Raw genomic sequence first — 23,331 nt, 5'->3', positions numbered from 1 at the left:
CGGTGATGGAGTGCCTGCCCGCCCGGCGAAACTCCGCTATCGAAGGATAGGAGTACCGGATTCGTGACCGCAGGTCAAGACGCATCTCAGCAGAACCCGGCGGCACCGACCCGCGGGCTGACCCGGCAGGAAAGAGCCGGCGCGACCGGCGCGGCCGAGGATCGTCGCGCGCCAGGAGCCGGACGGCAGATGCTCGCGATGATGCGCCCGGGCTACCTGTTGTCGATGGCCTATGGATACCCGGCGGGCCTGCGGCAATTGCTGCAGTTCGGCCTGCTGATCGCCTATCCGGTTTGGCTGGGCGCGGTGGTGTTCTCCGAGCTGGTCTACGGCGCGGTCTACGCGGTGCTGTGGGTGCTGTTCTGGCCGGTCCGGGAGTGGATGAAACGCAATCGGCCGGAAGACTACGCGGCCAGTCAGCGGAAATAGTGGCGCTGCTGGGCCGCGGGCCGGCGGTGGCCGTCGAGGTCGTACCGGCCGTCGCCGCTCCCCGGCAGAGGGTGACCGCGCGGGTGTTCACCGGGCGGCGGATCACCCGGGTCCGCTCGGTGGTCCTCGACTGGGGCTACACCAACGTCTACCGCTACCACTGGGCAGGCCGCGCCGACTCGCCGATGATCGCCGCCGGGGAAGCCGCGTGGCTGGCCTCCGACATCGGGACCAACGCGACCGGTGAGCGTGACGCCGAGGAATGGGTCAGCGTCAGCCGCACCGACGTGACCTTCTCGGGTGACGAATTCGGCGGCGCGACAGCGACCTTCCGAGTGCCATCCTGGGCTCCCGCCTCCTCACCGGAACTGGTCCGATGGGCCTGCCGGGTGAGGGTGGAGCGTGACGGTCGGGACGTCGACGGACACGGTGAGTTCTCCGTCCGGATCGGCCGGGGGGATGTGACCGCACCGGAGGCGGTCGCCGAGTCCATCATGGGTGACCGCGAGACCGTCATCGAGATCGACTTGACATCAACGGTATTCGCCGCCGGCGAGCTGATTGGCGGACAGGTGCGGCTGCTGCCCACCGCGGATCTGCCCGACGGCGACGTCGGGGTGTGCTGGCGGCGGTGCCGCGAATCGCACCCGCTGACCAGGACGCCCAGCCGCGGCGGCGGCTACGACGGGCCGGTGCTGCGGCTGGCCAAGCGCGTCCCGCTGCGTGCCGGCAAGCCGGTGGTGCTGCCGTTCGAGTTGCCGCTGCCGGAGAACGCCGCACCTTCGGCGAGTGCGGTGCACTCGTCGATGGCCTGGTTCGTCCAGGCGCGACTGTTCTACGCGGGATTCTCTGCCCACCTCACCGAGCGGGTACTGCGCCCGATCGTCGTCGTCAACGGGCCGGCCACCGCCGGTTGACTTCCGCCCGGTGCGCTGCGCTCGGACACCGGCGGTGGCAAGCTCGACGGAATGGAGTCCCGCCTGCCCTCACGGTTCATCGAAGACGCCCACAGCCACGCACTCGCCACCCTGCCGCTGGCCGACACCGTGGACTTCGCCGACGCCGACCGCGGATTCATCGGCCGGCTGTCTCCGTGCGTGATCACCGCCGCCGACGGGCGGGTGGTCTGGAACAACGACGAATACGACTTCCTGACCGGCGACGCCCCGGCCTCGGTGCACCCGAGCCTGTGGCGGCAATCCCAACTGTGCGCGAGGCAGGGCCTCTACGAGGTGGTCGACGGTATCTACCAGGTGCGCGGCCTGGACATCTCGAACGCCACCTTCGTCGAGAGCGACACCGGCGTCATCGTCATCGACCCGCTGGTGTCCACCGAAACTGCGGCGGCCGCGCTCGCGCTGTACCGCGCCCACCGCGGCGACCGGCCCGTCGTCGCCGTCGTCTACACCCACAGCCACGTCGACCACTTCGGCGGCGTCCTCGGGGTGACCACCCAGGCCGACGTCGACGCCGGCCGGGTGCCGATCCTGGCGCCCGAGGGATTCCTGGAACACGCCGTCGCCGAAAACGTCTATGCCGGAACGGCGATGGCCCGTCGCGCCGCTTACATGTACGGCGCCGCGCTGGATCGCGGACGGCAGGGTCAGGTCGGCTGCGGTCTGGGCCAGGTGCCCTCCGCCGGGGAGGTCGCGATCATCCCGCCGACCGTGCACATCACCAGCACCGGCCAGACCGAATGCGTCGACGGCGTGCAGATCGAGTTTCAGATGGCGCCGGGCACCGAGGCGCCCGCCGAGATGCACTTCTACTTCCCCCGCTACCGGGCGCTGTGCATGGCCGAGAACGCCACCCACAACCTGCACAACCTGGTGACGCTGCGCGGGGCGGTGGTCCGCGATCCGCACGCGTGGTCGGGTTACCTGACCGAGGCCATCGACACCTTCGTCGACCGCTCCGACGTGGTCTTCGCGTCGCACCACTGGCCGATATGGGGGCGCGACCGCGTGCGCGAGTACCTGTCGCTGCAGCGTGACCTCTACGCCTACCTGCACGACCAGACCCTGCGGCTGCTGAACCAGGGCTACACCGGCATCGAGATCGCCGAGAACTTCGAACTGCCGCCGGCACTGCGGAACGCCTGGCACTGCCACGGCTACTACGGCTCGGTCAGCCACAACGTCAAGGCGATCTACCAGCGCTACCTGGGCTGGTTCGACGGCAACCCGGGCCGGCTGTGGCAGCACCCGCCGGAAGCCGCGGCACCCCGGTACGTCGAGGCGATGGGTGGGGTGGACCGGGTCGTCGAACTCGCACGGACGGCTTTCGAATCCGGTGACTACCGCTGGGCAGCAACGCTTCTCGATCACGCCGTGTTTGCCGACGAGACGCATTCCGGGGCGCGCGAACTCTACGCCGACACCCTCGAGCAGCTGGCCTACGGCGCGGAGAACGCCACCTGGCGCAACTTCTTCCTCAGCGGCGCCACCGAACTCCGCGTCGCCAACTTCGGCACGCCCACCCGGACGGCATCGCCGACACTGCTCGGCCAGCTCTCGCCGGAGCAGCTCTTCGACGCCATGGCGATCAACATCAACGGGCCGCAGGCCTGGGATCTCGACCTGGCGATGGACGTGACCTTCGCCGACACCGGGCGCAACTACCGGCTGACGCTGCGCAACGGTGTGCTGGTCTACCGCCGGGGGGCCGCCGATCCGGCCACCGCCGGGGTCACGATCACCCTGGCCGAAAAGGCACGGCTGCTGACGCTGCTGGCCGGTGACCGGGACTCGCCCGGCCTGCAGATCTCCGGTGACCCGCAACAGCTGGCGGCGCTCGTCGCGGTCCTGGACAGACCGGACCCGGGCTTCAACATCGTCACGCCGTAGCCGGAGTGAAGTCGGGACCGGCCGTTACTGAACCGGACGGTCCCGGTTTAACTCTTGCGGCCCACGGTGAGCATGTCGGCCACCGGCTGGATCCAGGCGGGCCGGTGCACTCGGTGCTGCTCGATGACGGTGAGCCCGGCGCCGGAGAACAACTCGCGCATCTCCTCGGGACTGGGGGCGTGCGCGGGGGAGGCCGACGTCAGCCGGGACAGTCCGCCCTCGGGCGCGAAGGTGGTCACCGCGACCACCCCGCCGGGGCGCAGCACCCGGTGGAAATCGGCCAGCGCGGCCGGCTGGTCGAAGAAGTGGAACGCCGAGGTGGTCACCACCGCGTCCAGCACCCCGTCGTCGAACGGCAGTGCCTCGGCGGGACCGGTCAGCCACTGCACGGCCGCCGACCGGGCGCGGGCCTGGGCCAGCATGCCCTCGGCCATGTCGACGCCGTAGACCTCGTCGGGGTGCAGCTCGCGCTGTATCCGATCGGCCATGATGCCGGTACCGCAGGCGATGTCGGCGATCCGCCGGGATCCCTGCTCCCTCAGTACGGCGATTACCTCGGTCTGGGCCGGGCGATACACCCAGCTCTGCAGAACAGGCAGATTGTAGAGCGGGGCGGCCAGGCTCCAGAACCCGGTGACCACGTCGTTGAAGATGCGGCGCTGCACGGTCGGCATGGCGGAGACGCTACGCCGCGCGGCGGGCTAGGTGATGGTGAGGCCGCCGTCGACCGCGATGGTCTGCCCGACGACGAACCCGCCGGCCGGCGAGGCCAGCCAGACCGCGGTGGCGGCGAGCTCGGCGGGATCGCCGGTGCGCCCCAGCGGAACCCGGGGCTGCTGAGCCTCCAGATAGCCGGACGGGTAGGTGTCGGTCATCTCGGACTTGAAGAACCCGGGGGCCAGCGCATTGACCCGGATGCCCCGCCGGCCGCCCCACTGCTGGGCCAGATCCCGGGTCAGCCCGACGATCGCGGCCTTGGACGCGGAATAGGCGGCCTGCGGCAGCCCGGCGGTGGTCAGCCCGAGCACGCTGGAGATGTTGATGATGGAGCTGCCCGGTCCCATCACCTTGCCGCAGGCCTGCGCCATCCAGTACGACCCGTTGAGGTTGATGTCGATCACCCGGCGGAACTCCTCGGGGGTCTCTCGGGTCGCCGGCACCGCGGTGCCGATTCCGGCGTTGTTGATCAGCACATCGACTCGGCCAAACTCGGCGACCGCGGCGTCCACCAGCGCCTGACACTGCTCGGGATCGGCGACGTCGGTCTGCACGCTCAGTGCGCGCCGGCCGGTAGCGGTGACCAGCGCAGCGGTGTCGGACATCTTCTCCAGTCGCCGCGCACCCAGCACCACGTCGGCACCGGCCTCGGCGAACGCTTGCGCGAAGGCGACCCCCAGGCCGGCCGACGCGCCGGTGACGATGACGACCTTGTCGTCGAGGCGGAACAGATCGAGAACGCTCATGATGAACTCCTTGGGGGTGGGGCGTCAGGCCTGGATGAGAGCGGTTGCCCGGTCGAACAACCGGAGGGTGGCTTCGTGCAGATGATCGCCGACGGCGGACGACGCCAGTCCCGCGGCGGCCCGGGCGTTGGAGCCCTCCAGGATCACCCCGAGCTTGAAGCAGGCCATCACCGTGTACCAGGTCAGCGCCGAAAGGTCCCGGGTGGTGTTGGTGGCGTACTCGGCGACCAGCTCGTCGGGTGTGGGCAGCCCGGGAGCATCCATCAGCGGATTGTTCAGCACGGTCTGCTCACCGGGATAGCGCCAGGTGGCCAGCATCCAGCCGAGGTCCAGCAGCGGGTCGCCGATGGTGCACATCTCCCAGTCGACGATGGCGACGACGTCACCGCCGGCGGGCGAGAACATCACGTTGGCCGCGTGGTAGTCGCCGTGCATGATGCCCGGGGACCAGTGCGCCGGGATGTTGGTCTGCAGCCAGTCGGCGACGGCGTCGAGCGCCGGGATGTCGTGCCCGGGGTAGCCGTCGAGCTCGGCGTAGGACTCCAGTTCGGCCCGCCAGCGCGGGACCTGGCGTTCCAGGAACCCGTCGGGCTTGCCGAAATCCGCCAGTCCGACGGCGACGTGGTCGACGGCGTGCAGCCGGGCCAGCGACGAGGCCATGGAGATCCCCATCCGATGCTGGATGTCCGGACTGCCGGCGTGCAGCGGCGGCAGACCCTGCCCCGCGTTGAACCCTTCGATGGGTTCCATCAGGTAGAAGACCGCGTCGCCGAGCACCGAGGTGTCGTCGCAGGCGGCGATCAGCCGCGGGTGCGGGACATCGGAGCCGGCCAGCGCCGCCAGTACCCGGGTCTCCCGGAGGATGACCTTGTTGGACACCGGGCGCAGGTGCTCGGGGCCGCGGCGGAAGATGTACTCGCGGCCGTCCCGGGTGAACCGCAGCAGGATGTTCTGGGTGCCGCCGGTGATCTCGGTGACATCGTGCAGCTCGCCGCTGCCGAGGCCCTGTTCGGTCATCCACTGCGCGACGCGGTCGAGGTTCTGCACGTGCATCAACCTAATCCGTCCCCGTCCTCGCTGTCCTCGGCCACGCGTTCCCGGCGGGATCCGATCGCGTTGAGCACGCTCCAGCTGACCAGGGTGCCCAGTGCGATCGCGAAGATACCGGCCACCGTGGCGACCACTGCGGCGGAATCGGCGGGCCCGCCGGTCACCCGCTCCGACAGCGACTCGAAGCCCAGCACCCCGGGCGCCAGCGACCAGAACGCGGCCAGCACCATCACCATCATCGGCGGGGCGGTGCGGATCTGGGCGGCCAGCAGGGCGAACGGAACCACCAGGGCGGCACCGATCGCCCCGCTGTGCGAGGCCCCCAGATAGTCGGCGCCGACCCGCTGGGCGATCAGCGCGATGCCGATCGCCGCGGTCAGCCACAGCAGTGAACCGCGCGGGGCCGACAGGTAGAAGTACAGACCGATGGCGATGACGAGAACCGCGGCGTAGAACGACCACGGGCCCAGCTGCGCGGACTTCTGTTGCGGCGGTGGCATTCCGGCGATCGCGATGCCGATCGTCACGCCGAACACCAGCAGCAGCAACTGCACGCCGCCGTACATCAGGCGGCTGGCGCCGGCGATGATCGAGCCGCCGGCCAGTTCCATGGCGCCGACCGTGAGCCACAGCCCGGGCAGCAGCGCCACCAGCGACGGCCCGATCACCCGCATCAGGTCGTCGTTGGCGGCATCGGCGATGAACCAGCTGGCGAGCACGGTGACCGTGGTCGCTGCCAGGGTCGGCACGATCGCCGACAGCGACGGGAACGCGGCACCGGCGGCCAGGATCGTCCCGACCACCAGGCCCAGTGCCGCGTGCCACCACAGCGACGCCCAGGTCGGGTCGATGATCATGCCGAACCCGAGGGTGGTGATGGCGTATCCGAGGACGGTCACAAACGCGTTGAACCGGTGCGGCAGGTGCCGGATGTGCGTCAGCTCGGTGATCGCGTCGGCGGGACGGATCGCACCGGCGGCGGCCAGCCGGGCGATGGTGTCCACCCGGCCGGCGTGGTCGAGCTGGGTGGTGCTGCGGGTGGTGATCTCCATCTGGTTGTGGTCGGCACCCACCTGAATGACGAGCAGGGTGGGCAGCGTCGCGATGCGCACCCGCGACGTCGTGTAGCGGGCGGCCACCGCGTGCAGCCGTTCGGTGACCAGCTGGGTGGGCTGGACGACCTCGACCATCGCCACGCCGAGCGCGGCCAGCAGAGCGGCGACCTCGGCATCGGTGCAGTGCCCGGGCGCGACGACGGATGGGGGCGTCTCTTCGCGGACGGCATGCCACAGCCGCCGCAGTCGACTCAGCGGCATCGAATGACTTTCAGGGGGCGGGCTCGGGCACCGGGTTGTCTGGCTCGGGCGCCGGCTTCTTCTGCCAGGGCCAGCGGCCGCTGATCTCCAGCTCCAGCGACCAGCTCAGGAAGGTCCGGATGACCACGATGACGGCCAGCACGCCGACGTTCGCCAGCGTGGGCTCCACCGCGACGGTGCGGATGATGTCGGCGGCCACCAGCAGTTCCAGACCCAGCAGGATCGCGCGGCCGAGCTGGCGGCGGAAGGTCTGATAGGCGTCGCCGGTACGTCGCACGGTACGGCCGACCGCCAGCCCCGCGGCCAGCACCGCACCGGCCGCGATGATGACGACCCCGATGACGTCGATCCATTTCCCGACGATCTCCACCAGCGACATGGTGCTCATGCCGACACGGTAGTGCCCGGAACTCAGCCGGGCAGCGAGATGGTGGTGGCGGTGGGCGCGCCCCCGTAGCCGGGGATCGCCGCGATGGTGGCGGTCGCCCCGGCTTCCAGGCCGGGCGCGGATTTGGTGCGCGGGGAGATGGCGTAGGTGCGGGTGAACCCGTCCGCGCTGCGCGCGGTGATCTCGGTGTCCGAGAGCCGGGTCACCACCCCGGTCTGGGCGAACTCGGTGTGGAAGCTGCCGTAGCCGTCGTCGACGACGGATTCGCTGTGCAGGGTGGTCGACGGGGTGTCGTCGTGCCCGCCCCAGCCCCGCCCGCCGAACTCCGGTCCGCCACCGCCCGAGGACCCGCCGCCGGCGGCGTGGATCACCAGCGCCCCGCCCGCACCGAGCACCGTCGCGACGGCCACCGCGGCCAGTGTCTTGCCGCCCGACCAGCGTCCTGGGGCGACGGCCTCGCCCCACACTCGCCCGGTCCCGGCCGGTGGCGTGGCGGTGTCCTGATCGGGGGCGTCGCCGTCGGCGGGCGTCCCGGTTGGTGTCTGTGCCATTCGATCACCGTTGCGCACTTTCCTATGCGTTCGCTGTGCGCCGACTTGTCGGCGACTTTGAAGGGGGTGGTTCATAGCCAAGGCATAGGTTTCCTACAGGAACGCCCCATCGGACTGTGGCAGCTTGGGTGGCTATGACGTCGAGAAACGAACGAGTAGAGATGCGTCGTGCCGACGGCAACCCGATCTCCGTGCTGGTGGTCGACGACGAGGCGGTGCTGGCCGAGATGGTCTCCATGGCCCTGCGCTACGAGGGCTGGGACGTGCACACCGCCGGTGACGGCGCCTCGGCGATCACCGCGGCCCGCGCCAACCGCCCCGATGCCGTCGTGCTGGATCTGATGCTGCCCGACATGGGCGGGCTGGACGTGCTGCGTCGGCTGCGGGAGCAGAACCCGGGCCTGCCGGTGCTGCTGCTGACCGCCAAGGACGCGCTGGAGGATCGGATCGCGGGGTTGACCGCCGGCGGCGACGACTACGTCACCAAGCCATTCTCCATCGAGGAGGTGGTGCTGCGGCTGCGCGCGCTGGTGCGCCGGACCGGGGTGGCCACCGAGGACAGCGGCGCGCAGATCGTCGTCGGCGATCTGGTGCTCGACGAGGACAGCCACGAGGTCACCCGCGGCGGTGAGCAGATCACCCTGACCTCAACCGAATTCGAACTGCTGCGGTTCATGATGCGCAACTCCAAGCGGGTGCTGTCCAAGGCGCAGATCCTCGACCGGGTGTGGAGCTATGACTTCGGCGGCCGGTCCAACATCGTCGAGCTGTACATCTCCTACCTGCGCAAGAAGATCGACAGCGGGCGTGAGCCGATGATCCACACCCTGCGCGGCGCCGGCTATGTCCTCAAACCTGCAGCCTGAGTGGCGCCGGCCCGGGGTAGCTCCGCTTCACCCGTCGACCTGGTCGTTGCGCACCCGGGTGCTCAGCGGCCAGGTGCTGTTGCTGCTGCTGGTCTGCCTGGGCATCGGGACGGCCACCGAACTCGCGCTGCGCAGCTACCTCTACCACCAGCTCGACGGGCAGGTGCGCGACGTGGCGGCCCGCTCGGCGCTGCTGTCCGCGCTGCCGCCGCCGCGCCCGGACATGCTGCGCGAGCTCGGGCATCACGCCGGCCCGGGCCCGAGCTTCCTGGACTCACCCGGGCAGCCGGTCGGCCTGGTCACCGCCGTGATCGAATCCGACGGCACGCTGTCGGCCGGGGTACTCGCCCGCAACGGGCAGCAACAGGCGCAACGCCGGGCGCTCAGCGACACCGCCCGCGACCAGATCGCCGCCGTCCAGGCCGACCACCGCCCGGTGACGGTCAACCTCGACGGTCTCGGCGACTACCGGTTGATGACCAAACCGGATCGGCTCGGCCGGACCACCATCAGCGGGCTGCCCACCGCCGACATCGAGGCCACCATGCTGCGGGTGCTGTGGATCTTCGTGCTCGCCTCGGTCATCGCGCTGGTCGCCGCCATCGTGCTGGGGGTGCTGGTCACCCGCCGCGCCCTGGCGCCGCTGAACCGGATGGCCGCGACCGCCCGCCGGGTCGCCGGGCTGCCCCTGGACCGCGGCGAGGTGGAGCTGCCGGTCCGGGTGCCCGGAAACGTCGCGAACGCTAATACCGAAGTGGGGCAGATGGGTTCGGCGCTCAACCGGATGCTCGATCACATCTCCACGGCGCTGTCCACCCGGCAGGCCTCGGAGACCCGGGTGCGCCAGTTCGTCGCCGATGCCAGCCACGAGCTGCGCACCCCGCTGACCGCCATCCGCGGGTACACCGAGCTGGCGCAGCGGCGCAGCGAGGAGATGCCGCCGGAGGTGGCGCACGCGATCGGCCGGGTGGCTTCGGAAGCCGACCGGATGACGCACCTGGTCGAGGACCTGCTGCTGCTGGCCCGGCTGGACTCCGGCCGCCCGCTGGAAGCCGAGACGGTGGACCTGTCGCTGCTGGCCGTCGACGCGGTGTCCGATGCCCACATCGCCGGCGGTGACCACACCTGGAACCTGGACCTACCCGAGGTGCCCGTGCAGGTCACCGGCGATGCGCTGCGGCTGCACCAGGTGCTGGCCAACCTGCTGGCCAACGCCCGCACCCACACCCCGCCCGGCACCGTCGTCACGGTCTCGCTGGCCCAGGACGATGGCGGCGCGGTGCTCACCGTCGCCGACGACGGACCCGGCATCCCGGTCGAGCTGCAGTCGGAGGTGTTCGAGCGGTTCGCCCGCGGCGACTCGTCGCGATCCCGCAAGGACGGCAGTACCGGGCTGGGTCTGGCCATCGTGTCGGCCGTGGTGCGCGCCCACCACGGCAGCATCACCCTGGCCAGTACCCCGGGCGACACCGTGTTCACCGTCCGGCTGCCTTATGCGCCGGGACCGCCCGCGACAAACCCGGGTGGTTCGGCGAGCGTAGGTGGAGTTGGCGCGAGCGCAGCGAGTGCCGGCGGAGCCGGAGTGAATCCGGGACCGCCCGCGACAGACACAGCCGATGCATAGCCGTCACCCAGGATCGGTACACGGTGACCGGTGAGGCTGGCGGGGTGACCGCTGTTTCCGAGCGCGCGACCGTGCGCGCCCGCCCGCCCGACCCCGAAGCCGTCGCGGCCCGCCCGCGGTGGGAACGCCCGGCACTGGCCGCGCTGCTGCTCGGCACCGCTGCCCTGTACCTGGTGAACCTGGGGGACAGCGGCTGGGCCAACGGCTACTACGCGGCGGCGGTGCAGGCCGGCTCGCAGAGCTGGACCGCCGCGCTGTTCGGTGCCACCGACGCCGCCGGCGGCATCACCGTCGACAAGACCCCGGCCGCGGTGTGGGTGATGGTCGCCTCGGCCCGGGTATTCGGCTTCAACCCGTGGAGCATGCTGGTGCCGCAGGCGCTGATGGGCGTGGCCGCGGTCGCGGTGCTGTGGGCGGCGGTGCGACGGATCTCCGGACCGGGCCCGGCGCTGCTGGCCGGCGCGGTGCTGGCGCTGACTCCGGCGGCCGCGCTGATGTTCCGGTTCAACAACCCCGACGCGCTGCTGGTGCTGGCGCTGGTGATGGCCGGCTACGCCACCCTGCGAGCCCTGGACGCCGACGCCGCCCGGTACTGGCTGCCGCTGGCCGGGGTGGCCGTCGGGATCGGGTTTCTGGCCAAGATGCTTCAGGTGGCCGTGGTGCTGCCGGTGTTCGCCGCCGCGTTCCTGGTGTGCGCGGATCTGCCGTGGCGCGACCGGCTGCGGCGGTCGGTGGTTGCCGGGCTGGCGGCGGTGGTCTCGGCGGGCTGGTACCTGCTGCTGGTGTCGGTGTGGCCGGCCGACCGTCGGCCCTATATCGGTGGTTCGCAACATAATTCGATCCTCGAGCTGGCGCTGGGGTACAACGGGCTGGGCCGGCTGACCGGCGCGGAGACCGGTGGCCTGGGCAACCCCAATCACGACGTCGGCTGGGACCGTCTGTTGGGGATGGGGATGGGTCTGCAGATCGGCTGGCTGCTGCCGGCCGCCGTGATCGCGCTGATCGGCGGGCTCATCTGCCGCGGGCGCGCGCCGCGCACCGACCGCACCCGCGCAGCCCTGCTGCTGTGGGGCGGCTGGCTGGTGGTGGTCGGGGTGACCTTCAGCTACATGCAGGGCATCGTGCATCCCTACTACACGGTGGCGCTGGCGCCGGCCGTCGGCGCAACCCTGGCCACCGGGGTGCCGCTGCTGTGGGCCCGCCGCGACGACATCCGCGTCGCCACCACCCTGGCCGGCATGACGGCGATCACCGCGATACTGAGCTACACACTGCTGCAACGTAATTCCGACTGGATGCGGTGGCTCGGGCCGACGGTACTGGCGGCCGGTCTGATCGTCGCCGTCCTGCTGCTCGGAGTACGACGGCTGGCCCCGCCGATGCCCACGGTGCTCGCCGGGCTCGCCGTCGTCGTCGCGCTGGCCGGACCGGGCGCCTATTCGATCGCCACCGCCGCCACCCCGCACACCGGGGCCATCCCGTCGGTCGGGCCGGCCAACCCGCACGGGCGCGGCGGGCCGGCGGGGTTCCTGTCGCTGAGCGAACCCGGGCCGAACCTGGTGGCGCTGCTGGCCGCCGATGAGCACCGGTGGGCCGCGGCGACCGTCGGCTCCAACAACGCCGCCGGCTACCAGCTGGCCGCCGGCACCCCGGTGTTCGCCGTCGGCGGCTTCAACGGCACCGACCCGGCGCCCACCCTGGAGCAGTTCCAGCGGTACGTCGCCGACAACCAGATCGGCTACTTCCTGACCACCTCCGCCGAGCCTCGCCGAACAACACAAGGTTTCGGGCGCGCGACCAGCGGTAGCGACGATGCCCGCCGTATCGCCGACTGGGTGGCCGAGAGCTTCGGATCCCGGGTTGTCGACGGCGTCACCGTCTACCAGCTGGCCCGATGACTCACAGGGAGCACATAGCAAAGGCCAACTGCCGGCTAATTTCGGAAATCCAGGATGAACGCATGAACGCCACACTGGACACCCCGATCGCCCCGCCGGCCGACGCCGACACCACCCCCGTCGCCGACACGGCACGCGAGCGCGACCTCCGGCCCAATGCCGCCCGGTTCGCCGCCGAACACGGGGTCCCGGTGCTCGACGTCGTCGTCCCGGTCTACAACGAGCAGGTCGCACTGGCCGGTTCGGTGCGGCGGCTGCACCGCTACCTGGAGCAGCAGTTCGGCTTCAGCTACCGGATCACCATCGCCGACAACGCCAGCATCGACCAGACCCCGCGCATCGCCGCGGCGCTGGCCGACGAGTTCGACGAGGTCCGCGTCGTGCGGCTGGAGCAGAAGGGCCGCGGCCGCGCGCTGCACGCGGTGTGGGACGCCTCGGACGCCCCGGTGCTGGCCTACATGGACGTCGACCTGTCCACCGACCTGGCCGCCCTGCTGCCGCTGGTCGCCCCGCTGATCTCCGGGCACTCCGACGTCGCGATCGGCACCCGGCTGGACCGCGCATCGCGGGTGGTCCGCGGACCCAAGCGCGAGTTCATCTCCCGCTGCTACAACCTGATCCTGCGCTCCACCCTGTCGGCCAAGTTCTCCGACGCCCAGTGCGGGTTCAAGGCCATCCGCGCCGACGTCGCGCACGCGCTGCTGCCGTTGGTGGAGGACACCGGCTGGTTCTTCGACACCGAACTGCTGGTACTCGCCGAACGCAGCGGCCTGCGCATCCACGAAGTTCCGGTGGACTGGGTCGACGACCCGGACAGCCGCGTCGACATCGTCGCCACCGCCGTCGCCGACCTGCGGGGCGTGGCCCGGCTGCTGAAGGGGTTCGCCACCGGCGAGATCCCGGTCGCCGCCATCGCCGCCCAGTTCGGCGCCGGGCGCAACAGCGCCGCGCTGGCCGGCCAGCAGCGCTCACTGCTGCGCCAGGGCGTGTTCTTCGCGACCATCGGCGTGCTGAGCACCGTCGCCTACCTGCTGCTGTTCATGGCGCTGCGCGGCGTGCTCGGTCCGCAGGGCGCGAACCTGGTCGCGCTGCTGGTCACCGCCGTCGGCAACACCGCCGCCAACCGGCGGTTCACCTTCGGGGTGCGCGGTGCGGCCGGTGCGGCCCGCCACCAGTTCGAGGGCCTGGTCGTCTTCGGCATCGGGCTGGGGTTGACCAGCGGTGCGCTGGCCCTGCTGCACAGCCTCGGCGAACCGCACCGGCTGGTCGAGCTGAGCGTGCTGGTCGCGGCGAACCTGCTGGCCACCGTGGTGCGGTTCGTGCTGCTGCGCGGCTGGGTGTTCCACCCGCGGCGCACCGTCCGGCAGGGCTGAACCCGGACCGCCCCGATGACCACGACCATGATCGATGACGTGACCGTCACCGACACCGCCCCGGAGCCGACGGCCGCCCGCCCGGGGGTTCGGCCGCGCTGGGAGCGGTCCGCGCTGGCTGCCCTGCTGATCCTCACCGCGGCGCTGTACCTGTGGTCACTCGGCTCGCTGGGGTACGGCAACCAGTTCTACGCCGCGGCCGTGCAGGCCGGCACCCAGGATCTGCGGGCCTGGCTGTTCGGTTCGCTGGACTCGGCCAACGCGATCACCGTCGACAAGCCGCCGGCGTCGATCTGGGTGATGGCCGCCGCCGGTCGGATCTTCGGCTTCAACTCCTGGAGCATGCTGGTCCCGCAGGCGCTGATGGGCGTCGGGTCCGTCGGGCTGCTCTACGCCGCGGTCCGGCGCACCAACGGCCCGGCCGCCGGTCTGCTGGCCGGAACGGTGCTGGCGCTGACGCCCGTCGCCGCGCTGATGTTCCGCTACAACAACCCCGACGCGCTGCTGGTGCTGCTGCTGGTCGTCGCCGCCTATGCCGTCGTGCGGGCGATCGACGCCAACCCGACGCGGTGGGTGGCGCTGTCCGGGGTAGCGCTGGGGTTCGCCTTCCTGACCAAGCTCATGCAGGCGTTCCTGGTGATCCCGGCGCTGGCCGCCGTCGTGCTGGTCGCCACTGCGGGCGGGGTGTGGACGCGGGTCCGGAACCTGCTGATCGGCCTGGCCGCGATGATCGCGTCCGCCGGCTGGTATCTGCTGCTGGTGCAACTGTGGCCGGCCGATGCGCGTCCCTACATCGGCGGGTCGACCGACAACAGCCTGCTGGAACTGGCGATCGGCTACAACGGGCTGGGCCGGGTGCTCGGCGGATCGGGCAATCCCACCCGCACCCCCGGCGGCTCGGGCGGCCCCGGGGGTCCGGGCGGAGCCGCGTTCGGCGGAGACCCGGGGTTCACCAGGATGTTCGGCGAGGCGTTCGGCACCGAGATTTCCTGGCTGCTGCCGGCCGCGGTGATCGGTCTGATCGCCGGGGCCTGGTTCACCCGCCGCGGGATGCGCACCGACCGGACCCGCGCGGCCCTGCTGCTGTGGGGCGGCTGGATGGTGGTCACCGCGGGCGTGCTGAGTTACATGAAGGGCATCTTGCACCCGTACTACACCATCGCGCTGGCGCCCGGTGTGGCCGGAGTCATCGGTGTCGCGGTGGTCGAATTATGGCGGGGCCGAGCCTATTTCGCATCCCGACTGGTGTTGGGTCTGATGCTCGCCGTCACCGGCGTGTGGAGCTTCGTACTGCTCGACCGCACACCGGACTGGCTGCCGTGGCTGCGCTGGACCGTCCTGGTGGGCGCGATCGCGGTGGCCGCCGTGCTGATCGTCGGGCTCGACCGGCGGCGCAGTGCCGCGCTGGCCGTCGCGGGCCTGCTGCTCGGTTTGGCGCCGACCGCCGCCTACACCCTGGAGACGGTCATCGCCGCGCACAGCGGCGGGTTGCCCACGTCGGGACCGGCACGCGGTGGGTCGGCAATGCCGCGGCCTCCCGGCGGCGGTCAGGACCAGGACACCACGGCGCTGGAGCATCTGCTGACCTCGACGCAGACCCGGTGGGCGGCCGCGACGGTCGGCTCGCACACCGCTGGTGACCTGGAACTCAAGACCGGCGCCGCGATCATGGCGATCGGCGGTTTCTCCGGTGGCGACGACGCCCCGACACCCGAGCAGTTCCAGCGCTACGTCGCCGACGGCCAGATCCGCTACTTCCTGATCGGCCAGGGCTTCGGCGGCCGCAAGGGTCCGGGCGGCTTCGGCGGCGGCACCGACAGCGCCGGGAATCAGATCAGCGCGTGGGTGAAGGACAACTTCGCGTCGCAGACCGTCGACGGGGTCACCGTCTACGACCTGCAGGGCTGAGGACACCGGGCTCTATATTGGGCGGGACAACACGGGTGGACGGCCGGTAGGAGAACCAGTGCAGCTGATCGCGATCCGGCACGCCCTGCCGCTGCGCAGCGAACCCGGCCACGGTGCCGACCCGGCGCTCTCGGAGATCGGCGTCGAGCAGGCCGCCCGGCTGCCCGAGGCGCTGGACCGGTTCCGGATCGCGCGTGTCGTCAGCAGCCCGCAGCGCCGCGCTGTGCAGACCGCCGAGCCGGTGGCCGCCGCGCGGGGACTGCCCATCGAGATCGACGAGCGGCTGGCCGAATACGACCGCGGGATGGCCGAGTATCTGCCCGTGGAGCAACTGCGCACCGAACGGCCCGAAGCGTGGGCCCGGATGGTGGCCGGGCAGCTGCCCGCCGGGGTCGACGAGCAGGCCTTCCGGGAACGGATCCGAGCGGCGGTCGGGGAGCTCGTCGCGGCCACCGATCCCGCCGACACCGTCGCGATCTTCAGCCACGGCGGGGTGATCAACGTGCTGCTGCACGAGTTGCTGGGCACCCGCGCGCTGCTGGCGTTCACCATCGACTACGCGTCGCTCACCCGGGTGCTGTACTCCCGGCGCGGGACGGTGCGGGTCGCCGCGGTGAACTCCGCCGACCACGTCTGGGATCTGCTGCCCAGCCGCGTCCGCGACTGAACCGCTTGGTCTGACGGGCTTGGTGGGGCGGCCGCTGTCAGAGGGCCAGGCGCAGAGCGCCCGGCGCGCCGGCGGGCACCGTGGGGTGCGCCGGGGCGACCGGATCGATGCGTCGGTACCGATCGCCCAGCGCCGGCCGGGGATCGGGCTCACCCTTGTTGGGCCAGAACGACATCGCCCGCTCGGCCTGCGCGGTGATGGTCAACGACGGGTTGACGCCCAGGTTCGCGGTGATCGCCGAGCCGTCGGCGATGTGCAGACCCGGATGGCCGTAGATCCGCTGGTACGGGTCGACGACCCCCTCGTCGGCCGACGTGCCGATCACACAGCCGCCGATGTAGTGCGCGGTGGCCGGGATGTTCATCACATCGTTGATGCCGCCGGCCGGATCGCCATCGATCTTGTCGGCGTAGCGCCGGGCGATGTCGTGCGCGACCGGGATCCACGTCGGATTTGGTTCGCCGACACCCTGTTTGGTGGTCATTCTGCGGCCCCGCAGATAGGACGTCAGCGAATTGTCCAGCGACTGCATCACCAGCAGCGCGACCGTCTTCTCCGAGGCGCGATGGTTGTTCTGCGAACGCAGGACGTTGCGGGTGGCCGAGGTGACCGGCCCCCGCAAGTTCTCCATGGACGAGATCGCGCGGGCCGGCCGGATCGGGCGCGCGACGCTCTACCTGCATTTCCCGGGCAAGGAGGCCCTGATCGGGGCCACTGTGGAACGGGAGCTGTCCCGTTTCTTCGCCAAGGTCACCGCCGCCGTCGAACCCGTCGATGACCCCGAGGACCGGTTGGTCGCCGGGTTTGCCACCGGATACCGGGCGTTGCGGGACCACCAGGCGCTGCAGACCATCCTGCGCACCAACCCCGACGCCATCCGGACCTACTTCATGGGGCCGCAGAGTCCGGCGATGGAGCGATCGCGCGAGTTCATCGTGTCACTGACACGCGGTGAGAACATCCCGGAGGAGATGCGGGCGCCGTTCGCCGAACACGTCGCCCGCTGCGTGCACTCCCTGGTGCCGACCCCGGGTGGGGTGCTCGACATCGATGGCCCCGAGGGACCGGAGAACTACGCGCGCAACTTCCTGGTGCCGGTACTGCACCGGATTCTCGACGGCGCGGGGATCGCGTCGGTCTGAACCCCGGTCAGTGGCTCTTGAGGCTCTTCTTGGCCACCCGGCGCAGCTGGATGATCCGCACCATGCCGACGGCGACGGTGACCAGGCCGCCGGCGATCGCCGCGAACAGCGTCGCCACCCCCAGCGGGAGTTCCCAGTGCAAGGAGAAGAACCTGAACTTCGTCACCTCGGTGTTCTGCACGATGAAGATCAGCAGCAGGATCAACACCAGGAAGCCGAGGGTCAGCGCCGTCCACAGGGCGCCGGCCCGGGTCAGCCGACTGGCCTCGTCCTCGACGACATGGACGGACGGCTCGGGTGCCGGCACGGCCGGGGTGGCCGGCGGCTTCGACGGCTCGACGGGTGGATCCGGATGAGTACCCATCAGCACATTGTGCATGGGTGCCGCGCCGGTTGGTCAAAATTGACCGGCTCCCGGACTGCGAACGACCCGATCCTTACCCTAGATTGGAACCGTGAGCGCATCCGAGCACGAGAGCCCCAGCGCATGGCCGGCGATCCTGACCTGGCGTGCGCAGCAAGTGTCACGGATGGAGTCGGTGCGGGTTCAGCTCTCCGGCAACCGGCTGAAGGCCTACGGTCGCATCGTGTCTGCCCGCACGGAGACCGCACCGGCGTTCTCCGCCTCCTATGACCTGGTCACCGACGAGTCCGGCGCGACCAAGCGGCTGTCCATGACCGTCACCCTCGCCGAGCGCGAGCGGCAGCTGTCCATCGCCCGCGACGACGAGAACATGTGGCTGGTGCAGAGCCAGACCGGCCAGACCTCCCGGTTGACGTTCGACGGGGCGCTGGACGTCGACGTGGTGTTCAGCCCGTTCTTCAACGCGCTGCCGATCCGGCGGACCGCGCTGCACCGGCGGATCGACTCGCTGATCCTGCCGGTGGTCTACGTCTGGCTGCCCGAGCTCGAGGTCAAGCCCGCCACGCTGAGCTACTCCAGCGAGGGCGACGGGGTGATCAACCTGCAGTCGCCGGTCGCCAACACCCCGCTCAGCGTCGACGACGACGGATTCATCGTGGAGTACCCGGGCCTGGCAGAGCGGATCTGATCACCGAACCGGCCCGCCCGGCGGCGGCCAGCTGGGCGCGCCAGCCCGGCTCGCCGACCGTCACGGTGACCACCTCGGGCCGTGGGAAGTTGTCGTAGCGCACCCGGGACGCGTGCCCGGCCTCCACCAGTTCGGCCACCGATCCTTGTTCGACGAGCGTGGTCCGGGCCCGTTCGAGCAGTTCGATGGTGCGGTCGAGGGCCTTGAGCAGTTCGTCGGCGTTGGCCTCGCACATGGCGCGCACCAGGTCGGGGGCGGTGGCTGCGACCCGGGTGGAGTCCCGGAACGACCCGGCGGCCAGCGCGAACGCCAGCGGGACGTCGGCGGCGGATTCGGCGACCGCCTCGGCCACCAGATGCGGCAGGTGTGAGATCGCGGCGGCGGCCGCGTCGTGCTCGTCGGCCTTCGCCGGAACGACCACCGCGCCGCAGTCCAGGGCCAGCCGCATCACCGTCATCCAGTTTCCGGCGTCGACGTGATCGTCGACGGTCAGCACCCACGGCGCCCCGACGAACAGCCGCTGGTCACCGGCGGCCCAGCCGGAATGGGCGGTACCGGTCATCGGATGCCCGCCGACGAAATTGGCGTCCAGGCCGGCCGCGGTCACCGCATCGCGCACCGCGCCCTTGACGCTGATCACATCGGTCAGCGCACAGCCCGGGGCGGTATGGGCGATGCGATCGAGCAGGTGGGCCAGGGCCGGCATCGGCACGGCGATGACGATCAGCGAGTCGACCTCGGCGGCGCGGGCCAGCGTCGCGGTCAGGTCGGTGGAGACGTCGAACCCGTCGGCGCGGGCGGCCTGGGCCCCGTCGAGACCGCGGTTGTAGCCGAACGCCCGGTAGCCGGCCGCGGTCGCCGCCCGCAGCAGTGAGCCGCCGATGAGGCCGAGCCCCAGGACACACACGGGGGATCGCTGCGCTGTCGCCGTCACCGCTCAAGGTTGACATATGCGGCGGCCCGGCGCCCGGCTCACCTGGTGCGGGTCGCTCCGGCGGACTACCGTTACCCGGCATGGGAGCACAGCGGGCGTCCGCGCCGGAAGCCGACCACCCGGAGTTATTCGGGATCTCGGTCGTGCAGGAGGACGGCAAGTGGCGTTGCGCGGCGCTGCCCGCCACCGCATCCGAGGGGCTGCCCGCCGCGGAGACCCAGCTGCGGGAGCTGCGGGCCGCCGGCGCCGTGTTCGGCCTGCTCGACATCGACCACGAGTTTTTCGTCATCGTCCGGCCGGCCCCGGCGGGTACCCGACTGCTGTTGTCGGACGCCACCGCCGCGCTGGACTACGACCTGGCGGCCGAGGTGCTGGAGCGCCTCGACGCCGACATCGACGACGAGGAGCTGGAGGACTCCGAGCCGTTTGAGGTCGGGGACCTCGAGGTGCTGTCCGACCTCGGGCTGCCGGCCGGGGTGCTCGGGGTCATCCTGACCGAAACCGAACTCTATGCCGACGAGCAGCTGACCCGGATCGCCCGGGAGATGGGCTTTGGCGCCGAGTTCGCCGCCGTGCTGGACGCGTTCGACCGCTGAGCGGGTGCGTGTGCTTGACGACGAGGCACTGATCCGCGCCGCGCTGGACGCGGCATCGGCTGCCGGGGCCGACGACGTGCCGATCGGCGCGGTGATCGTCGACGCGGACGGGGTGGAGCTGGCGCGGGCGGCCAACGCCCGGGAACGCCTCGGCGACCCGACCGCACACGCCGAGATCCTGGCGCTGCGCGAGGCCGCGGCCCGCCACGGCGACGGCTGGCGATTGGAAGGTGCGACGCTGGCGGTGACGGTCGAGCCGTGCACCATGTGCGCCGGCGCACTGGTCGCGGCCCGGGTCGGGCGGTTGGTGTTCGGCGCGTGGGAACCCAAGACCGGGGCCGTCGGCTCGCTGTGGGACGTGGTGCGCGACCGTCGGCTGTCGCACCGGCCGCAGGTGCGCGGGGGAGTGCTGGAGGCCGAGTGCGCCGCCCCGCTGGTCGAGTTCTTCGCCACCCACCGGGCGGATTGACGCCGCCCTTCCGCTGAGCGTGGGTGTCCCCGGTTCATATGGTGCAGTCAATTCTTCGGTGCAGGGTGGATCCGGTCAGCGTGGCTCCGCCTCGGCCGCGTTTCGGGCTCGCTGTGTCGGGGTTCGGGCATTCGGTGCGTACATAAGTGGTCTTTCAACACCCTCGGTCGCGTTGAAAGACCACTTAGGTGCAGCGGTCTCCGGCGTTCGAATCGCTCACCTGCGGTTTTGACTGCAGTCTTCGACGTTGCCTGCACCTAACTGGTCTTTCGACTCACACGGAGGCCTCGAATGACCAGTTAGGTGCACCTGAAGCCGTCGAACCGCCCGGTTTGGTCGCGGGCGGTCCCGGCTTTACTCCGGCTTCGCCGGCACTCGCTGCGCTCGCGCCAACTCCGCCTACGCTCGTCGAACCGCCCGGTTTGGTCGCGGGCGGTCCCGGCTTCACTGCGGCTTCGCCGGCGCTCGCTGCGCTCGCGCCAACTCCGCCTACGCTCGCCGAACCGCCCGGTTTGGTCGCGGGCGGTCCCGGCTTCACTGCGGCTTCGCCGGCGCTCGCTGCGCTCGCGCCAACTCCGCCTACGCTCGCCGAACCGCCCGATTAGGGCCGCGCGCACCGGGCCGGTAAGCTCTCCGGCGGTGGCGTGTCCGAGCGGCCTAAGGAGCACGCCTCGAAAGCGTGTGACGGGTAACCCCCGTCCGAGGGTTCAAATCCCTCCGCCACCGCCAAATTTGCACCCGGCTGACCGAGGGCGGGGAGTGCTGTGCAGCATCGTGCAGTGACCATCGCCCTGACGGGCATTATCGTCGCGGCGGTTGCCGGTTGCTCACACGGTGAGACGACGGCCACCGACCCGGTGAGCGGGGAGTCGACGATGGGTGCCGCGGCCGAAAGCCCGTCGGCCACCGCCGAGTCCACCGGTAGCGTCCTCGTCGACGGGGTCGATCAGCACATCTCCGGACCGGTCAGCTGCGACGGGGTCGACAACATCCCCACCATCACGATCGGTACCCGGGTACCCACCGCCGTCGTGAAACTCGGCAGCTTCGACAACCCCACGGTGACCGAAATCCAGGTCCACGCCGAGGATTACCTGCTCGGATCGCCGATGAGCGGAGCGTCGGTGACCAAGGACGGCAAGACCTACCACGTCACCGCGACCGCGCAGCGGATCATCGTGAGCAATGTGAAGATCGAGAAGGTCCCGGTCGATATCACCGCCACCTGTCCCTGACCCTCGGACGTCTATCCCGCTCCGGGGCTGTCGATTCAGCCCACATCTTCCAGGGCCATCCGCCAGTTCCGTTCCACCGCCCGCATCGCCGAGACCAGCTGCCCGGGTGCCGCGGCCGGAAGCGTCGGCCGAAAGAACAAGGTGCACAACGCGGCCGGGCAACCCAGGCCGGGCAGTGTCAGCTCGCCGGCGACACAGCTGACACCGGGCACCGACTCGCACTCCTCGGTAACCAGCGCCGGGCCGATGTCGTGGCGCACCGGCCCGCCGGGTCCGAAACCCAGTACCCGGCCCACCGCGGTGGCCCGCCACGCGTCGGTGGTCAGGTCGACGCTGACGGGCAGCGCATCGGTCGAGTACGTCAGCACCGTCTCGGGTGTCTCACCGGAGACGATCACCAGGCCGACGAGCCCCCGGGACAGCTGGCCCAGCCGGATCGACGGAAGCATCGCCACCTGGTGCAGTTCCCGCGCGGGCCGGTGACTGCGTCCCCATCTCCCGACCGTCGCTCCGATGAAATACCGCTGGCCCACCCGCTCCAGCAGGCCGGACTCGGTCAACTGCCCGGCGATCCGGTGCACGGTGGATTTGGGCAGCCCGGTCTGCGCGGCGAGCGCGGTGATGCCGATTCCACGACGTGCGCCCGCCACCGCGTCGACCACCAGGCTGCTGGTTTCGAGAACCCCTCGCCCTGAACCCCGTTGGGTCAGTTCCTCTTCAATCACGACCGGCATTGCAACCGCCTCCCTGCGTCGAAATCCGTTATCCAAAAGCTACGGAGGCGACGCCTGCGGCACTACCGTGGTAGTACGGTAATCCGGTTCGCGCACCATGATCGGTGGTCGGGGGAGATGGAGATGTGATGCGCGCGGTTCTGGCCGACGACTCGGCGCTGTTCCGGGAGGGCGTCGCCCGAGTGCTCGCCGACGCCGGGCTCACGATCGTGGGGTCTGCCGCCGATGCCCCGGCTCTGCTGGAACTGGTGGCCGAGCACCGCCCGGAGGTGGTGGTGACCGACATCCGGATGCCGCCGACGTGCACCACCGAGGGCATCGAGGCCGCGCTGCAGATCCGCCGGGACCACCCGGGCACCGGTGTGCTCCTGCTGTCGGCGCATGTCGACGTCGTCCACGCCATGCGGTTGCTGCAGGACACGCCGTCGGGCGTCGGATACCTGCTCAAGGACCGGGTCAGTGACCTCGCCACGTTCGTCGCCGATGTGCGGTCGGTCGCCGAGGGCGGGACGGTGATCGACCCCGAGGTGGTCGAGGGGCTACTGGGCCGACGGCAGCGCAGCGGCCCGGGCGAGTTGACGCCGCGGGAGTCCGAGGTGCTCTCCCTCATGGCGCAGGGCCGCTCCAACGGCGCGATCGCCACCGAACTGACGCTCAGCGCCCGCACCGTCGAGGCCAACATCAACAGCATCTTCACCAAGTTCGGCCTGCCGCCCGACGATGCGACCAACCGCCGGGTCGCCGCGGTCCTGCGCTACCTGCAGGGCGACCGGGTCGCCGGCTGAGGCGC

The 23,331-nt window shown here is 70.7% G+C and carries 24 protein-coding genes, 1 tRNA gene and 1 pseudogene; 16 read left to right on the top strand and 10 right to left on the bottom strand.

Annotation, left to right across the window (positions count from 1 at the left end):
- The first annotated feature begins 63 nt into the window (after nucleotides 1-63).
- Genes G6N16_RS01850 through G6N16_RS01840 form a run of 3 tightly spaced genes read left to right on the top strand, consistent with a single transcriptional unit; the run spans nucleotide 64 to nucleotide 3,275 of the window.
- Nucleotides 64-429: a hypothetical protein gene (locus tag G6N16_RS01850; protein WP_234806008.1), complete on the top strand. Its 366-nt coding sequence runs from the start codon at nucleotides 64-66 to the stop codon at nucleotides 427-429.
- Nucleotides 429-1,346, top strand: a complete 918-nt coding sequence (locus G6N16_RS01845; RefSeq protein WP_083033222.1) for a hypothetical protein — start codon at nucleotides 429-431, stop codon at nucleotides 1,344-1,346. The genes G6N16_RS01850 and G6N16_RS01845 overlap by 1 nt, the downstream gene beginning before the upstream one ends.
- A gap of 51 nt (nucleotides 1,347-1,397) precedes the next feature.
- On the top strand, nucleotides 1,398-3,275 hold the full coding sequence (locus tag G6N16_RS01840) for an alkyl/aryl-sulfatase (RefSeq protein WP_083033220.1): 1,878 nt from the start codon (nucleotides 1,398-1,400) through the stop codon (nucleotides 3,273-3,275).
- Between the two features lie 47 nt (nucleotides 3,276-3,322).
- Here the strand turns inward: G6N16_RS01840 and G6N16_RS01835 are convergent, their stop codons facing one another.
- The 6 genes from G6N16_RS01835 to G6N16_RS01810 are packed head-to-tail and all read right to left on the bottom strand — an operon-like array spanning nucleotide 3,323 to nucleotide 8,043.
- Nucleotides 3,323-3,949, bottom strand: coding sequence for a class I SAM-dependent methyltransferase (locus G6N16_RS01835; RefSeq protein WP_083033219.1), 627 nt, complete (start codon nucleotides 3,947-3,949; stop codon nucleotides 3,323-3,325).
- Nucleotides 3,950-3,976: 27 nt separating this feature from the next.
- Nucleotides 3,977-4,738, bottom strand: coding sequence for an SDR family NAD(P)-dependent oxidoreductase (locus G6N16_RS01830; RefSeq protein ID WP_083033217.1), 762 nt, complete (start codon nucleotides 4,736-4,738; stop codon nucleotides 3,977-3,979).
- Between the two features lie 24 nt (nucleotides 4,739-4,762).
- A complete protein-coding gene (locus tag G6N16_RS01825; RefSeq protein ID WP_083033215.1) occupies nucleotides 4,763-5,791 on the bottom strand; it encodes a phosphotransferase family protein in 1,029 nt (342 codons plus the stop codon).
- The gene (locus G6N16_RS01820; protein WP_163787732.1) at nucleotides 5,791-7,104 is read right to left on the bottom strand and encodes a threonine/serine exporter family protein; all 1,314 of its coding nucleotides are present in this window, start codon (nucleotides 7,102-7,104) and stop codon (nucleotides 5,791-5,793) included. The genes G6N16_RS01825 and G6N16_RS01820 overlap by 1 nt, the downstream gene beginning before the upstream one ends.
- 10 nt (nucleotides 7,105-7,114) lie before the next feature.
- The gene (locus tag G6N16_RS01815; RefSeq protein ID WP_163787731.1) at nucleotides 7,115-7,492 is read right to left on the bottom strand and encodes a DUF1622 domain-containing protein; all 378 of its coding nucleotides are present in this window, start codon (nucleotides 7,490-7,492) and stop codon (nucleotides 7,115-7,117) included.
- A 23-nt stretch (nucleotides 7,493-7,515) separates the two neighbouring features.
- Nucleotides 7,516-8,043, bottom strand: coding sequence for a hypothetical protein (locus tag G6N16_RS01810; protein WP_163787730.1), 528 nt, complete (start codon nucleotides 8,041-8,043; stop codon nucleotides 7,516-7,518).
- 161 nt (nucleotides 8,044-8,204) lie between these two features.
- Between G6N16_RS01810 and G6N16_RS01805 the strand changes: the two genes are divergently transcribed.
- The 6 genes from G6N16_RS01805 to G6N16_RS01780 all read left to right on the top strand — a co-directional run bounded on the left by G6N16_RS01805 (nucleotide 8,205) and on the right by G6N16_RS01780 (nucleotide 16,379).
- Nucleotides 8,205-8,909 (top strand): response regulator transcription factor, encoded by a 705-nt coding sequence (locus tag G6N16_RS01805; RefSeq protein ID WP_170312529.1) that lies wholly within the window; start codon nucleotides 8,205-8,207, stop codon nucleotides 8,907-8,909.
- On the top strand, nucleotides 8,887-10,533 hold the full coding sequence (locus G6N16_RS01800; protein ID WP_083031579.1) for a sensor histidine kinase: 1,647 nt from the start codon (nucleotides 8,887-8,889) through the stop codon (nucleotides 10,531-10,533). The genes G6N16_RS01805 and G6N16_RS01800 overlap by 23 nt, the downstream gene beginning before the upstream one ends.
- 44 nt (nucleotides 10,534-10,577) lie before the next feature.
- Nucleotides 10,578-12,431: an ArnT family glycosyltransferase gene (locus G6N16_RS01795; RefSeq protein WP_083031577.1), complete on the top strand. Its 1,854-nt coding sequence runs from the start codon at nucleotides 10,578-10,580 to the stop codon at nucleotides 12,429-12,431.
- A gap of 62 nt (nucleotides 12,432-12,493) precedes the next feature.
- On the top strand, nucleotides 12,494-13,804 hold the full coding sequence (locus G6N16_RS01790; protein WP_083031576.1) for a bifunctional glycosyltransferase family 2/GtrA family protein: 1,311 nt from the start codon (nucleotides 12,494-12,496) through the stop codon (nucleotides 13,802-13,804).
- Nucleotides 13,805-13,819: 15 nt separating this feature from the next.
- Nucleotides 13,820-15,712: an ArnT family glycosyltransferase gene (locus G6N16_RS01785; RefSeq protein WP_083031575.1), complete on the top strand. Its 1,893-nt coding sequence runs from the start codon at nucleotides 13,820-13,822 to the stop codon at nucleotides 15,710-15,712.
- A gap of 58 nt (nucleotides 15,713-15,770) precedes the next feature.
- On the top strand, nucleotides 15,771-16,379 hold the full coding sequence (locus G6N16_RS01780) for a histidine phosphatase family protein (protein ID WP_083031574.1): 609 nt from the start codon (nucleotides 15,771-15,773) through the stop codon (nucleotides 16,377-16,379).
- 37 nt (nucleotides 16,380-16,416) lie between these two features.
- On the opposite strand, the pseudogene G6N16_RS01775 reads toward G6N16_RS01780, so the two are convergent.
- Nucleotides 16,417-16,920 (bottom strand): annotated as a pseudogene (locus tag G6N16_RS01775) (GMC oxidoreductase); the annotation flags it as partial.
- Nucleotides 16,921-16,984: 64 nt separating this feature from the next.
- Here G6N16_RS01775 and G6N16_RS01770 point away from each other — a divergent pair.
- Nucleotides 16,985-17,521 carry a TetR/AcrR family transcriptional regulator gene (locus G6N16_RS01770; protein WP_083031572.1) on the top strand — a complete coding sequence of 179 codons (537 nt, stop codon included), beginning with the start codon at nucleotides 16,985-16,987 and terminating at the stop codon, nucleotides 17,519-17,521.
- A gap of 7 nt (nucleotides 17,522-17,528) precedes the next feature.
- On the opposite strand, the gene G6N16_RS01765 is transcribed toward G6N16_RS01770, so the two are convergent.
- The gene (locus G6N16_RS01765) at nucleotides 17,529-17,885 is read right to left on the bottom strand and encodes a LapA family protein (RefSeq protein ID WP_083031585.1); all 357 of its coding nucleotides are present in this window, start codon (nucleotides 17,883-17,885) and stop codon (nucleotides 17,529-17,531) included.
- 91 nt (nucleotides 17,886-17,976) lie between these two features.
- On the opposite strand from G6N16_RS01765, the gene G6N16_RS01760 reads away from it, so the two are divergent.
- Nucleotides 17,977-18,573: a putative glycolipid-binding domain-containing protein gene (locus G6N16_RS01760; protein WP_083031571.1), complete on the top strand. Its 597-nt coding sequence runs from the start codon at nucleotides 17,977-17,979 to the stop codon at nucleotides 18,571-18,573.
- On the opposite strand, the gene G6N16_RS01755 is transcribed toward G6N16_RS01760, so the two are convergent.
- Entirely contained in the window at nucleotides 18,536-19,480 is a 945-nt protein-coding gene (locus G6N16_RS01755) for a prephenate dehydrogenase (protein ID WP_234805886.1), read from the bottom strand. The genes G6N16_RS01760 and G6N16_RS01755 overlap by 38 nt on opposite strands.
- Before the next feature lie 107 nt (nucleotides 19,481-19,587).
- On the opposite strand from G6N16_RS01755, the gene G6N16_RS01750 reads away from it, so the two are divergent.
- The 4 genes from G6N16_RS01750 (at nucleotide 19,588) to G6N16_RS01735 (ending at nucleotide 21,807) form a co-directional block, all read left to right on the top strand.
- The gene (locus G6N16_RS01750) at nucleotides 19,588-20,103 is read left to right on the top strand and encodes a tRNA adenosine deaminase-associated protein (protein WP_083031569.1); all 516 of its coding nucleotides are present in this window, start codon (nucleotides 19,588-19,590) and stop codon (nucleotides 20,101-20,103) included.
- 4 nt (nucleotides 20,104-20,107) lie between these two features.
- A complete protein-coding gene (locus G6N16_RS01745; RefSeq protein ID WP_083031568.1) occupies nucleotides 20,108-20,572 on the top strand; it encodes a nucleoside deaminase in 465 nt (154 codons plus the stop codon).
- A 638-nt stretch (nucleotides 20,573-21,210) separates the two neighbouring features.
- Nucleotides 21,211-21,301, top strand: a tRNA-Ser gene (locus G6N16_RS01740).
- A gap of 50 nt (nucleotides 21,302-21,351) precedes the next feature.
- Nucleotides 21,352-21,807, top strand: coding sequence for a lipoprotein LpqH (locus G6N16_RS01735; protein ID WP_163787729.1), 456 nt, complete (start codon nucleotides 21,352-21,354; stop codon nucleotides 21,805-21,807).
- Nucleotides 21,808-21,842: 35 nt separating this feature from the next.
- On the opposite strand, the gene G6N16_RS01730 is transcribed toward G6N16_RS01735, so the two are convergent.
- Nucleotides 21,843-22,541 (bottom strand): helix-turn-helix domain-containing protein, encoded by a 699-nt coding sequence (locus G6N16_RS01730; protein ID WP_083031566.1) that lies wholly within the window; start codon nucleotides 22,539-22,541, stop codon nucleotides 21,843-21,845.
- A gap of 128 nt (nucleotides 22,542-22,669) precedes the next feature.
- Here G6N16_RS01730 and G6N16_RS01725 point away from each other — a divergent pair, with 128 nt between their 5' ends.
- Nucleotides 22,670-23,326, top strand: coding sequence for a response regulator transcription factor (locus G6N16_RS01725; protein ID WP_083031565.1), 657 nt, complete (start codon nucleotides 22,670-22,672; stop codon nucleotides 23,324-23,326).
- Nucleotides 23,327-23,331 lie beyond the last annotated feature (5 nt).

Origin of the sequence: Mycolicibacterium insubricum (assembly GCF_010731615.1) — a bacterium.
Taxonomy (GTDB): domain Bacteria; phylum Actinomycetota; class Actinomycetes; order Mycobacteriales; family Mycobacteriaceae; genus Mycobacterium; species Mycobacterium insubricum.
Note: the sequence above shows the minus strand (reverse complement) of the source record. Positions and strands in the feature narration are given on the sequence as shown.